This is a genomic window from Aliiruegeria lutimaris, from assembly GCF_900099935.1.
Lineage (GTDB): Bacteria > Pseudomonadota > Alphaproteobacteria > Rhodobacterales > Rhodobacteraceae > Tropicimonas > Tropicimonas lutimaris.
Genome location: NZ_FNEK01000107.1, coordinates 1 through 12147, shown reverse-complemented (window position 1 = coordinate 12147; position 12147 = coordinate 1). Strand labels below are relative to the sequence as shown.

Below are 12147 nucleotides of genomic sequence, written 5' to 3'. Positions count from 1 at the left end.
GTTCCACCTCCTGAGCAAACTCTACGAGCGCACCAGCGTGATCATCACCACAAACCTCAGCTTCTCAGAATGGGCGCAGGTCTTCGGCGATGCAAAAATGACCACGGCACTCCTCGACCGGCTCACACACCGATGCCACATCCTGGAAACCGGCAACGACAGCTACCGCTTCAAGGCCAGTTCCGAGGCCGCCAAGAAGACAAGAAGGGAGACCGCTACATTGACCAGGTCATGAACAAAGACGCATACTGAGGGTGGGTCAAATCTCGGTGAAAATACCGGGTCACTTCTCAGCGGAAATCAACAGCTGCACTATCGCCCGAGTTGGAAGCGGTCATTCACGGTCGTAGCGGCGAACGACGGCGACGAGCCCGAAGCCGAGATTCAATCTCAGTTATGTTCCGCTGTGATTCTTTTAAAAAAATATGAGCTTTAGGCATGTTGAAAGTAATATCGTCACGTGGGTAGCCTTCTCTGACAATGCCCTCCCTTGATATTCAATGATCAGGGTTTGGATATAGCATGAAGCTTACCTTTGCGGTTAACCTCATACATGACATCGCCCAGCATGAAGACTTTCTGACAAATCCACTTTCCATCTGCGGTCTTCTCGGTGCAGCTCGTATCACCATTTATGATCCACTCGTTGTCAAATTTCCCTTTGTTGCCGCCAGCGACATAGGTGCCAGATACCCGCATCTTGGTTGAGTTCCAGTTTGTCGTAGCTGTGATCGGCACAGATGCATCGTATATCACCACGTTCCTGAACGTCTTGCCGTTGAGCCATTGAACGATTTCTGCGCCATCGAGTTGAATAGCGCCTTTGGGAAGTTTCGGGGTTTCTGCAGATGTAGCTGCAGTTGAGCTCAGGAGTGCGAGCCAAAAAATAAAAACTGTCCTCATATTTTATCTCCAAATACGATGCAAACAAACGGAAGTGGGACGAAAGGTCTTTTACTTCAGTGAAGCCACCGTAACTCCACCTTTTCCTTGATCGCGTGTAATGCGCATCTTGTTGCCGTCGATTTCGAAAGTCTGGAAATTTGTGCCAGTTTCTTTCTTTTCGATTACAAGATTGCGACTTTAAAAACCCTTACTGAATAACCAATCGAACACGCTTTGTGTTTCCTGTCAACACTTACGGTTTCAACTGACCCAAGGGGATACTGGCAGCGCGAACGTGCAAACCTGGACACACTATAACGTCCAATCGACACTCTCTCGAATGCCGGCTTCGTCCGCTGACTTGACCTTGATGTGAGCCGCCGCGAACGTCCGGTATTCTATGACGTAGCCGATCTTTCGGAGAGAGTCGCTGGGAATGCTGCGCTGCAGAGAATGACCGCAAGGTCGGCAAAGCCGAAGAAAAACCAACCCAATGGGGACATGGCGCAACGCGGCTCACTTTCCCAGGTTGGGGAAATTCCTCCCGCTCCGCCGGACAGTCGTTCCGCGACGAAGCACGTAGAGGTTCGCCGGGCGGTCGTCGAGGCTGTCACCATTGATGTGCCCGATCCGCCATGGCGACCAGAAGCCTCGAACCAGCAAGAAGACGATGCGCGCGCGTGGTAGCCTGTCCACGTTGTGGATATCGACGCGGTGATACCGTCGGCCTTTCCCGAGCGCCTTGATGTTGCCCACCTCGTCCCCGGGCAGGTTATTGTAGTGCTCACACCTCCAGAAAATCCGCACCGTCTCCGGGTCGAGCCGGAACAAGGCAGGACCATCCTGGGGCGTAAGCCACGGGCGACGAGGCCCGCTCCGGAGCCCGAAGTGAGCCTGCTGGAGGTGGCGTGTGCAGGATGTCTGCGCGCTTGGGATTTGCTGCGGAACCGGCCATTTGGGAGATAGCCCACAAAATCGACCATATTATAGCATAACATAGACGATGCTGTTGATTGGGGCACCTGATGGCAGGGAGGTTCAGCGAGGCGTGCGGGCGCCGCCCTCGCGCGCGCGGTTTTCTTTCCTTCCGCGTTATTGGAGCGTTTGGGGCGGGGGCATCGCCGCTCCCTTTGGCCGGGCCAGTTTCAGGTGCCTGCGGACGGCCTCCGCCACGCCGCGCGGTCCATGCTCGATGGCGCACGAAAGGCAGGCAGCCCCGACCAGTGTTTCGTCGGGCTGCCGCCCGTAGCGAACGCGGATCAACAACTCCGGTAGACGAGCATCGTTCCAGAACCCTTCGCAACACTAGCATGTCAGAAGCGGATCGGGATTTTTATGGCTCCTACTAACCAGACAGCCTCTCGATCCGGTTCATGCAGCGGGTGCTGATCCACGAACTTCAGCACCGGGTTCTGGGCGGGTATTCCGCGCCAGTGCGGCGGAATCTCCGGCGGCACGCTTGAGCGGCCAGCTCTGCAGCGGCTGATAGCAGATGTCGATGCTGGCATGCTCGACCAGATCGTTGCCTACAAGATCGACCGGCTGGCCCGCTCGCTGCCGGACTTCGCGAATCTGATCGATCGTCTGGATGCGGCCCAAGCCTCTTCCGTCTCGGTGACCCAGGCATTCACCACCGCCACCAGCATGGGGCGGCTGACGCTGAACGTGCTCCTGCAGCACTGCTACAAGCTTGGATTCGCAACATGAATCCCTTAAGCCGATTTGTGCGCCAAAGTCCAACACCGTCGTGCCGCACCGCGTGCCACCATTGCGGACCTTGGCTGGGTTGCACAAGGTTGCGAAACCGACCAGCAGGGCAGGAAGGCTGCAATCAGCAGGCGACCAAAGCTCGCTGATGTAGTCGCCGATCCACCAAGGGTGGCTACGCGTTCAGTGCGGCGTTTTCAAAATCGACAACCGCTGCAACCGAATTGGCGTCTGTCAGCAAGTCGCGAGCTATCTTTGGAGCAATCGTGAAGCAATCCAGCCCGATGCGGGCAAGCGATACCATCTGATCGGTGTTTCGCAGGGAGGCCACAAGAATCCTGGTATTGCCGCTCGCGAGTTGGCCAATTGCAAGCATCTGCTCCATCGCCTCATAGGCCGGGAGCCCTCCTTCGAGCATTCTTCCGAAATAGGGCGCGATATATTCCGCCTCCAGAGCCGTCGCCACGAACATCTGCTTTGAATCGTAGCAGGCCGTCATAAGGATAGGCCCGCCGAGGACGGATTTCATCTTTGGCACGACGCGAATGGCCGGTTCGACCAAGGGGACCTTGATCACAACCTGCACACCCGCCTTTTTCCCGTCCTCGTATCGCGCACCGGCAAAGTCGATGTAGCTCTCGACCGGACCGTAGACCTGGCAGTGAAGTTCCTTGGCACCGAGATCCGCGGCAAGTCCCGTCATGCCAGCCCAGTCGATTTGCGGATAGGAGAGTCCGGCCCGGTGCGCCAGAAGCGGGTTCGTCGTGATCCCCTTGAAGAGCCGCGTGGGCATGAGTTCCGACCAGGCGGCTGTTTCCGCGGTGTCGATATAGAGGTCCATCTTGTCTTTGGCCTTTCAGGTTGAAGCTGCGTCTATCTCTGCGCGGCTGGGCGGGTTGCATCCCGCGCGTCCGCAATTGAGCGCCGCGGCCAGGCTGGCGCGACGGAGCAGCAAAATGAGGTCGTCTCGCGTGAGGGACGCGAGGGCGGCGGTGGAAAGCGCGTTTCGATCTGCCAGTGCGGCCAACATTGTCGCCGTGAATGTGTCTCCGGCCCCGACCGTGTCGACAAGCGCAGGCACATCGGTGGCGGGAAGCTCGACCGTCTCGCTGCCCATCTGAGCGACGACTCCCTCGCTGCCGCGAGTCAGGATGAGCAAATGGGCCGAGGAAAGCGCACGCAGCGCCTCCAGCGCCCGGGGCTGCGTCTGGCCCGGGAAAAGCCCTTCGAGATCCTCGTCGCTCAGCTTGAGCAGGTGAACCCGTTTGCACATGCGCAGGATTCGGTCCCGGTATCCGGAAACATCCGCAATGACCGACAGGCGAACATTTGGATCGAGCGAAATCAGCCGCCCTTCCTCGAAGCAATCGGCGCAGAACGCCTCCCAGGAAGCTGCATCTGCGCCATCGGTGAGTGTCAGCGAGCCGGTATGGACCGACGCCGCGCCATCCGGCAGGGCGGCGCGGAGGCTTTCGTGAGTGATCATCCGCTCTGCTGTCCGCTCCCGCTCGAAACGGTAGCTGGGCACACCGTCGGAAACCGTCACCCGCGCCATGGTCGTGGGGGCCGGGTTGCGCCCGCTCGTCAGGACGACACCCGATGCGAGCAGCGTTTCGGTGAGCAAGTCTCCCCAGCGATCCGTGGATATCGGGGAGATGTAGTGCACATCCATCTCCTGCCGGCCCAATGCCATGGCGACGTTGAACGGCGAACCGCCGGGGCAGGCCGAGACCTCGCCATCGCGGGTCACATGATCGATCAGGTTTTCACCGCCAACGGCGAGGATCGGTCTGCCGGCCATCAGCTCATCCAGTTCCCGCCATCGACATTGAGTGTCTGCGCCGTGATATACCGCGCCTCGTCGGAGGCGAGGAAGACACAAGGCGCGGCAACTTCCTCGGGGCTGCCCATGTAGCCCAGCGGCACGGCCTCTCCGACTTCCCGTTTCTTCTGCCCTACAGGCTTGTTTTCATATCGCGCAAACAGGCCGTCCACGACATCCCACATCGGCGTTTCGATAACCCCCGGTGCGATGGCGTTCACACGAATGCCGTTCGGGGCCAGTTCCAGCGCCAGCGATTGGGTGATCGAGATGACCGCCGCCTTCGTGGAGCAATAGAGCGTGACGTTCGGCTCTCCGCGGCGGCCGGCTTGCGAGGAAAAATTGATGATCGCGCCAGAGCCGCGCCGCTTCATCCCTGGCACCACGGCCTTGATCGTGAACAGCGTGCCGGCGACGTTGATGTCATATTGGCGGCGATATTCCTCGAGCGTGATCTCTTCTATCGACGCCATGGTGAAGATACCGGCATTGTTTACCAATATGTCGATCGCGCCCCATTTCGCCTCGACCTCGGCCACACCCGCAGCAATCGCGCCAAGATCGGTCACGTCCATCGCCAGCGCCATCGCGTTTTCGCCGAGGGCGGCGGCGGTTTCCCCGGCCTCCTCCGCCAACCGGTCCGCCACGGCGACCTTTGCCCCGGCGGCCACGTAAGCCTCACAGATAGCCCGTCCAATGCCACGTGCTCCGCCCGTTACCAGGGCGACCTTACCTTCGAGTCTTTTCATTGCTTCCAGATCCCTCCCAAGCGCTGGCCCAACAGGACGTCCGCATGGTCGGACGTCCCCTTGCGCCAATTTGTCATTCCAGGTTCGTGTGGTTGCGACGCATCTTCTCGGGGTCGATCCCGAGCCTGTCGCGGAGCTTCAACACCATGATTTCGAAGAGCACGAATTGCGCCCCTTCGAAGAGCGATCCCATGGGAAGGATCGAAAGGCCCGGGCCGGAATCGTCGGCCATGATCTGGGCCGGAATGGTCAGGACATGATCGGCGGAATGCGGGCAGCGGCCATCGGGCTGGGCGGTGACGCATAGCGTGCGCGCACCCGCTGCCGATGCGGTCTCCAGGAGGCTCTGGACCCTCGAGAGATAGCCCGGTCCGGCCGAAACGATCAACAGGTCGCCCTCTCCGAGCGGTGGCGTCGTCATGTCCCCGACCACAGAAACCTGCAGGCCAAGATGGAACAGCCGCATCGCCAAGCCCTTGATCTGCAGCCCCTTCCCGGCCGACTCCGTAGAGCGTAATCCGCCGGGCCGAGGCGATCACGAGGATCGCATCCTCCACCGCGCCGTCGTCGAGCCGGTCGAATGTTGCGCCAAGTTCGGCCAAAGTGCTGCTATAGATGGATGTCATGGTCGCCCCTCTTCGCCGCGACTCGCGGGCGGGAACTCCGCTACAGCGCCAATCCATGCCGAATGGCAGCAGCTGTCAAAGCGACCTTTGCGCACCGTTGGCTATTCCTCGAATCCGCAGGCTGTAAAATACCGCTTCACGGCCCGCTCGATGTGCTCGGCGATGAGCGTCTGCGCGCTTGCCGGCGGGGCTCCGAAGTCGCGGCCGAAGAAGAACTGCGACAGGATGGTCTTGGTAAGAGGTTGCTCCGAGAGATTGGCCATCATCTGCGTGAGCGCGGCCGCGACCTCTGCGTCGTTCCAGTAGTAGCGGATCCTGTCACTGTAGCTGAAGCGCTTGAGCAACTCGATCCGGGCGTCGTCGCCTGCATAGTAATCCTGCCAATCCCTGGGCTTGGCGGCCATGACGGCGGCGACCGTTTCGGCCAGCCGGCTGGGTTTTGCAGGCGACAGGAGCGCCTCGACCTCGGCCAGCGCATAGACCGCCTCGCGGAAACGGAAGGTCAGTTCGGGCCCGACCTTCAGGAAGAAGAAGTGGTTCTCGACCAGTTCCCGGAGCGCCTCGGTCGGTTGGTAATCCGTCGAATGCGCCTCGAAGGTGAGGCCCGGCGCGTCCTCGATGGCCCTGCAGAGCGGGGCCGCCGCTTCCGGAACGAAGCGGAAGATCGAGGTATGCGAGAAATCGACGCCGGGCTGGGTCACCACCGAAACGATCCGGGACCAGGCCCGCGCCAGCCCGCGCGCCTCAAAGGCCGCGCGGTGCGTATCGATCGTATCCTGGAAACGCGGCACCGAGGTTACATCCAGCGCGTCGGGCTCCTCGGTCTCGCCGCCGGGGATCGGCACCTCCGTCCCGATGATATAGATCAGCGCCTCCGGATCCGGCGCGTATTTCTCAGCGACCGCGCAGAGATCTGCTGCACGCTCGGCGATCTGGGTAAAGCTCGGATTGGGCTCGCCCCCGCATGCCATGCTGGCGTCGAGATGGATCTTCGTGAATCCGGCCTCGACATAGAGCTTCACCAGCTCCCGTGCCTTCTCCATGGCGGTCTCGACCGGCTCCCTGCGCCAGGCATTTGGCCCGAGATGGTCGCCGCCGAGCACCAGCTGCTCCATCGGAACACCGGCCTCTCCGGCCATCCGCTCAATCCAGCGCATGAAATCGGCGGGCTGCATGCCCGTGTATCCGCCATCCTGGTTCACCTGGTTGCAGGTGGCCTCGATCACGGTCGGGAACCCGCTGCGCGCGGCAAAGCCGAGGATCGACCCGATGACCTGCTCGTTCGCGGTGCAGAAACAGGGCAGCCCGACGGGTTTTCCGCTGCGGTTCGCCTCGATCATGGAGTGAATATCAAGCATCTTGGCTCCTCTCAGGCGCGGGTATTTTCAGCAGCAAGGAACGCGTCGATTTCCTCCGGGCTCGAATTGCCCTCCATCGGGCCGCGCCGCGTCACAGCGATGGCCCCGGCAGCATTGGCGCGCCGCCCGGCCTCTTCCAGCGAAACGCCCTGCGCCAGAAGTCCGACAAAGGTGCCGCAGAACCCATCGCCGGCGCCGGTCGGGTCGAGTTCCTCGACCTTGTGCGGAGCGATGTCGAAACGCTGCCCCTGCGAGATCAGGGTCGCCCCCTCGGCGCCGCGTTTCAGGGCAATGATCTCCGCCTTGGCCGAAAGCATCCTCTCGATCGCGGCGGCCTCGCCCAGCCCGGGAAACAGGTAGCCCAGATCGCTCGTGCTCGGCATCAGGCACCAGCTTTGCTCGACGATTTCCTGCAGCGCCTGCCGTGCAGCGTCATCTCGCATCAGTTCCGGCCGCGCATTCGGATCGCAGGAGATCCGGCCGCCGCGTGCAAGAACGGCCTCGACCGCCTGGACGATGACGTTCCGCAGCTTTGGCGCGCCAAGAGAGGCTGCGGAGACGTGAAGGATCAATTCCCCATCCGGCAAGTCTTCCGCCGAGAAGGAGATCGCCTCCGCCGCCGTGTCCTTCAAATGGAAGATGAACGTCCTGGATCCGTCCTCGTAGTAGGAGACAAAGGCGGTGCCGGTCGTCCGGTCGGGATCGGTGGATATGCCGGAGGTATCGACGCCGTCCTCCCTCAGGCGCGCAACCAGAGACCGGCCGAACCCGTCATCACCAACCGTTCCATAGAACCCGGTAGCGGCGCCCATGCGCGCGGCCTGGTCGATGAAGATCGCCGGAGCACCGCTCGGGTAAGGGCCGGAATACTCCGATACGACCTCAAGTCCGCAACCCTTCCGGTGCGAAACGAATTCGACGAGAAGCTCGCCGGCCGAAATGATCGTGGGGCCAGACGGCATAATACCCTCGCTTGGTTGTTCGAGCTGTAATTTCGACATACGGAAATACTTTACGCGTGTCAATTTTTCTGTTTCCATAATACTGAGAACTTGAGCGCTGCGGGTGCCGGGGGTATCCCGGCCCTTCAGGGAAAGGCGCGGGTGTGATGAAGCGGAAGATCAAAACAATGGAGGAGTTTGCCGAGGTCAGCGGCATTTCCCGTCCGACAATTTCCAAGTATTTCAACGATCCTGAAAGCGTTCGGAGGTCGACTCGCGACCGCATCGAGATTGCGCTGGAGGCATATAGCTACCGGCCAAACATCTTTGCGATCAACCAGAACCGGAAGCTCACGAAGACGATAGGGATCGTGGTGCCCTACCTGGCCGACCCGTTCTTCGCGGAGATCGTGCGCCTGATGGAGCGCAGATGCATGGACGCCGGATTCTCGCCGATGATTTTTAGCGCGCATGGCGAGCAGCGGCTTGAGAATGACGCGCTCGCCGCTCTGCAATCCCAACGTCCCGCCGGGGCACTGATCGCACCGTTGGGGCGGCACTCGGATTTCGATAGCGTGCGCCACTTCACCGAAGAGGTGCCGACGGTTGTTTTTGACAGCAATGTAAAGGTCGGGGAGGCCTTCGTGGGCTCGGACAGCTTCCAGAGCATCCCCCTGATTGTCGATTACCTGTGCCGCTCTGGCGAGCCCCCCTGCTTCCTCGAAATGCCGCCGGTGAACCCGAACGCAAACAAGCGCCGTGATGCCTACACTCTGGCGATGGAGCGTCTTGGGCATGATCCGAAGGTCATTCGCGTCGATGGAAAAGGCTGGGATTTCGAGCGCATCGGCATGGACGAAGGGATGCGCCTTATCTCGAATAAAGAGCTGCCTTCCGAGACCGTTTTGTGCAGCAATGATCGGCTCGCGATCGGATTCATCGCGGCCGCCTACCAGCAGGGCCTCCGGGTGGGACATGGCGCGGGCTGCGCCCTGCGGGTTGCCGGGCACGACGACCATCCTTGGGCACGCTTCACCTGCCCGCCGCTGACGACGGTCGCGCAGGACTACTCGGCCATCGTGGACAGGAGCGTCGAGAAGCTCTTTGACCTGATCGAGAACGGCCGGACGCAGGAAGAGCGGCCGGAGGTCCTGATCGAATGCAAGCTCGTTCTTCGCTCTTCCGCCTAAGGGGGCGCGACGCCGAGGTGGGATTAAATTTTACGGGAGTAAAAATTTCATTTGACAGGTGAGGCGAGTCGTCTTTAGCCTCCCGCGGTGTGTTCAACGCGAAAGGGAGGACTTTCGATGAAACTGAGAACCGCAATGCTTGCCGGCTCGGCGCTGGTATCGGCGGTGGCAACTTCGGCGATTGCCGAAGAGATTACCATTGCGACCGTGAACAACGCTGACATGATCGTCATGCAGAAGCTCGCTCCGAAGTGGGAAGAAGCCACGGGCAACACGATCAACTGGGTCGTTCTGGAGGAGAACGTCCTGCGCCAGCGCACGACGACGGATATCGCCACCGGTGGCGGCTCGTTCGATATCATGTTCATTGGCGCCTATGAGACGCCGATCTGGGGCGCCAAGGGCTGGCTTACGCCGCTGGACGATTTCGCAGATGACGCCGATTACGACCTGGAAGACATCTTCCAGCTGGTGCGCAACGGCCTGTCGGCCGACGGTCACCTCTATGCCGTTCCGCTCTACTCCGAGACGTCCTTCACCTTCTATCGCACCGACGTGTTCGAGAAGGCCGGTGTCGAGGCCCCGACCGAGCAGATCACCTATGACGCGTTTGCCGAGCTTGTCGCCAAGGTCCACGACCCCGACAATGGCGTCTACGGCACCTGCCAGCGCGGCAAGGCCGGCTGGGGTGAGAACATGGCGTTCATCGGCCCGCTCGCCAACGCCTTCGGCGCCAAATGGTTCGACATGGACTGGCAGCCGCAGCTCGACAGCGAAGAGTGGAACAACGCGATCACCTACTATGTCGACCTGATGAACAATTACGGTCCTCCGGGTGCGTCCGCCAATGGCCACAACGAGAACCGCGCCCTGTTCAAGGACGGCAAATGCGCAACCTGGGTCGACGCCACTTCGGCCGCCAATGACGTTCGCAACCCGAAAACCTCCACCGTTGCCGACGTGACGGACTTCTTCCAGGCACCGAAGCAGGTGACGTCGAACGGTACCGGCTGGTTCTGGTCCTGGGCTCTTGCCATCCCGGCAAGCTCTCAGAAAGCCGACGTTGCGAAGGACTTCCTGAAATGGGGCACTTCGAAAGAGTACTACGAAATGGTCGGCGAAACCGAAGGTTGGGTCGCCGTGCCGAGCGGAACCCGCGCATCGGTCCACGAAGATCCGCGTCTTCTGGAAGCTGCGCCCTTTGCCGAGACCATCAAGAATGCGATCTTCTCGGTTGACCCGGCGAACCCGACCAGGGATCCGGTTCCCTATACCGGCGTCCAGTTCGTGGCGATCCCCGAGTTCCAGGGCATCGGCAACTATGTGGGTCAGCAGATCTCCGCGGCCCTGACCGGTCAGGCGACGGTTGAAGAGGCGCTGGCAAACAGCCAGAAGTTCGCCGTCCGCGAAATGACCAAAGCGGGTTACATCAAGTAACCTCCTCCCGAAGCGGGCCGAAACCAAGCGTTTCGGCCCGTTTTTACCTCCGCCTGGCAGAAAGCATTCCGGCGAGGACCTGACAGCGGTCTTTCCCCGAGTGCTTACGTAAATTCGCAGGGAGGGCGAACCGTATGGCGACCAAGGCTTCCAGATCCTCTGCTCGATTGATGATCTCCCCGGCAGTGATCCTGCTGCTGGGCTGGATGATCATTCCCTTGAGCATGACGATCTACTTCTCGTTCCTGCGCTACAACCTGTTGCAACCGGGAAGTACCCCTTTTGCAGGGTGGGAAAACTATTACTGGTTCTTCACCGATCCCAGCTTCAGCGCGGCGATGGTGAACACGCTGGTGCTGGTGACAGGTGTGCTGACGATCACGACCATCGGTGGCATCTGCTTCGCGCTCCTGCTGGATCGACCGATGTTCGGACAGGGCATTATCCGCATCATGGTCATCGCGCCTTTCTTCGTCATGCCGACGGTGTCCGGCCTTGTCTGGAAGAACATGTTCATGAACCCGGTGAACGGCATCTTCGGCCGGATCGCGGGTGCGCTCGGGATGCAGCCGGTCGATTTTTTCGGACAGATCCCGATGGCCTCGATCATCCTCATCGTTTCCTGGATGTGGCTGCCATTCGCCACGCTGATCCTTCTGACGGCGCTCCAGTCGCTCGACCAGGAGCAGTTGGAAGCGGCGGAAATGGATGGGGCGAGCTGGCCGAACCGCTTCTGGTTCATCATGCTGCCGCATATGGCGCGCGCCATCACGGTCGTGATCCTGATCCAGACGATCTTCCTGCTCTCGATCTTCGCCGAAATCCTCGTCACCACGAATGGTGGCCCCGGCGTCGCAACAACCAACCTCACCTATCTGATCTATGTCTCGTCGCTGTTGCAATATGATGTGGGCATCGGCAGCGCAGGTGGTGTCGTCGCAATCATCCTCGCCAATATCGTCGCATTCTTCCTGATGCGGATGATTGGCAAGAACCTCGACGCTTAAGGGGAGGGAACAAAATGGCACGCGCAGTTTCGACAAAATCCAAGATGTTCAACACAGCAACGGCCGGAACACTGGGTTTCCTGATGTTCTTCCCGATCCTGTGGATCCTGATCCTGTCCTTCAAAACCGAGGAGGACGCGATCCGGGCGCCTCTCGAAGTTCTCTTCTCCTCGGACTGGACCACCGAGAGCTATGGCGCGGTTCAGGCGCGCTCCGACTACTTCAAGCACTTCATGAACTCGGTGACCATCTCGGTCGGCTCGACCCTCCTCGGGTTGCTGATCGCGATCCCGGCCGCCTGGGCAATGGCTTTTGTGCCCGCCAAGCGGACCAAGGACGTGCTGATGTGGATGCTCTCGACCAAGATGCTGCCGCCCGTCGGCGTGCTGATCCCGATCTACCTGATCTTCCGCGATTTCGGCCTG

The 12147-nt window shown here is 60.4% G+C and carries 14 protein-coding genes; 6 read left to right on the top strand and 8 right to left on the bottom strand.

Annotated elements, in window-relative coordinates; genetic code table 11:
* On the top strand, positions 1-235 hold a 235-nt coding region (locus BLR85_RS26055), incomplete at its 5' end, for an ATP-binding protein (RefSeq protein ID WP_170844778.1).
* 269 nt (positions 236-504) lie between these two features.
* Here BLR85_RS26055 and BLR85_RS26050 read toward each other — a convergent pair.
* Positions 505-903 (bottom strand): hypothetical protein, encoded by a 399-nt coding sequence (locus tag BLR85_RS26050; protein WP_093164321.1) that lies wholly within the window; start codon positions 901-903, stop codon positions 505-507.
* A gap of 498 nt (positions 904-1401) precedes the next feature.
* Positions 1402-1716 (bottom strand): hypothetical protein, encoded by a 315-nt coding sequence (locus BLR85_RS26045; protein WP_093164319.1) that lies wholly within the window; start codon positions 1714-1716, stop codon positions 1402-1404.
* A 591-nt stretch (positions 1717-2307) separates the two neighbouring features.
* On the opposite strand from BLR85_RS26045, the gene BLR85_RS26040 reads away from it, so the two are divergent.
* Positions 2308-2592, top strand: coding sequence for a recombinase family protein (locus BLR85_RS26040; protein ID WP_093164317.1), 285 nt, complete (start codon positions 2308-2310; stop codon positions 2590-2592).
* Between the two features lie 175 nt (positions 2593-2767).
* Here the strand turns inward: BLR85_RS26040 and BLR85_RS26035 are convergent, their stop codons facing one another.
* The 6 genes from BLR85_RS26035 to BLR85_RS26010 form a co-directional block, all read right to left on the bottom strand.
* On the bottom strand, positions 2768-3433 hold the full coding sequence (locus BLR85_RS26035; protein ID WP_093164315.1) for a transaldolase family protein: 666 nt from the start codon (positions 3431-3433) through the stop codon (positions 2768-2770).
* A gap of 15 nt (positions 3434-3448) precedes the next feature.
* Positions 3449-4393 carry a PfkB family carbohydrate kinase gene (locus tag BLR85_RS26030; RefSeq protein WP_093164313.1) on the bottom strand — a complete coding sequence of 315 codons (945 nt, stop codon included), beginning with the start codon at positions 4391-4393 and terminating at the stop codon, positions 3449-3451.
* Entirely contained in the window at positions 4393-5163 is a 771-nt protein-coding gene (locus tag BLR85_RS26025) for an L-iditol 2-dehydrogenase (protein ID WP_093164311.1), read from the bottom strand. Before BLR85_RS26025 ends, BLR85_RS26030 begins: the two co-directional genes overlap by 1 nt.
* A 73-nt stretch (positions 5164-5236) precedes the next feature.
* Positions 5237-5629 (bottom strand): SIS domain-containing protein, encoded by a 393-nt coding sequence (locus BLR85_RS26020; protein ID WP_212635170.1) that lies wholly within the window; start codon positions 5627-5629, stop codon positions 5237-5239.
* Positions 5630-5890: 261 nt separating this feature from the next.
* Complete coding sequence (locus BLR85_RS26015; RefSeq protein WP_093164309.1) at positions 5891-7147, bottom strand: class II D-tagatose-bisphosphate aldolase, non-catalytic subunit; 1257 nt, start codon at positions 7145-7147, stop codon at positions 5891-5893.
* A gap of 11 nt (positions 7148-7158) precedes the next feature.
* Positions 7159-8109, bottom strand: a complete 951-nt coding sequence (locus BLR85_RS26010; protein ID WP_170844777.1) for a carbohydrate kinase family protein — start codon at positions 8107-8109, stop codon at positions 7159-7161.
* A 143-nt stretch (positions 8110-8252) separates the two neighbouring features.
* Between BLR85_RS26010 and BLR85_RS26005 the strand changes: the two genes are divergently transcribed.
* The 4 genes from BLR85_RS26005 to BLR85_RS25990 form a co-directional block, all read left to right on the top strand.
* A complete protein-coding gene (locus tag BLR85_RS26005) occupies positions 8253-9278 on the top strand; it encodes a LacI family DNA-binding transcriptional regulator (RefSeq protein ID WP_170844776.1) in 1026 nt (341 codons plus the stop codon).
* Positions 9279-9395: 117 nt separating this feature from the next.
* Positions 9396-10715: an ABC transporter substrate-binding protein gene (locus BLR85_RS26000; protein WP_093164303.1), complete on the top strand. Its 1320-nt coding sequence runs from the start codon at positions 9396-9398 to the stop codon at positions 10713-10715.
* Positions 10716-10849: 134 nt separating this feature from the next.
* On the top strand, positions 10850-11722 hold the full coding sequence (locus BLR85_RS25995; protein WP_068307306.1) for a carbohydrate ABC transporter permease: 873 nt from the start codon (positions 10850-10852) through the stop codon (positions 11720-11722).
* 14 nt (positions 11723-11736) lie between these two features.
* The coding region (locus tag BLR85_RS25990; protein WP_139188338.1) for an ABC transporter permease family protein at positions 11737-12147 on the top strand (411 nt) is incomplete at its 3' end.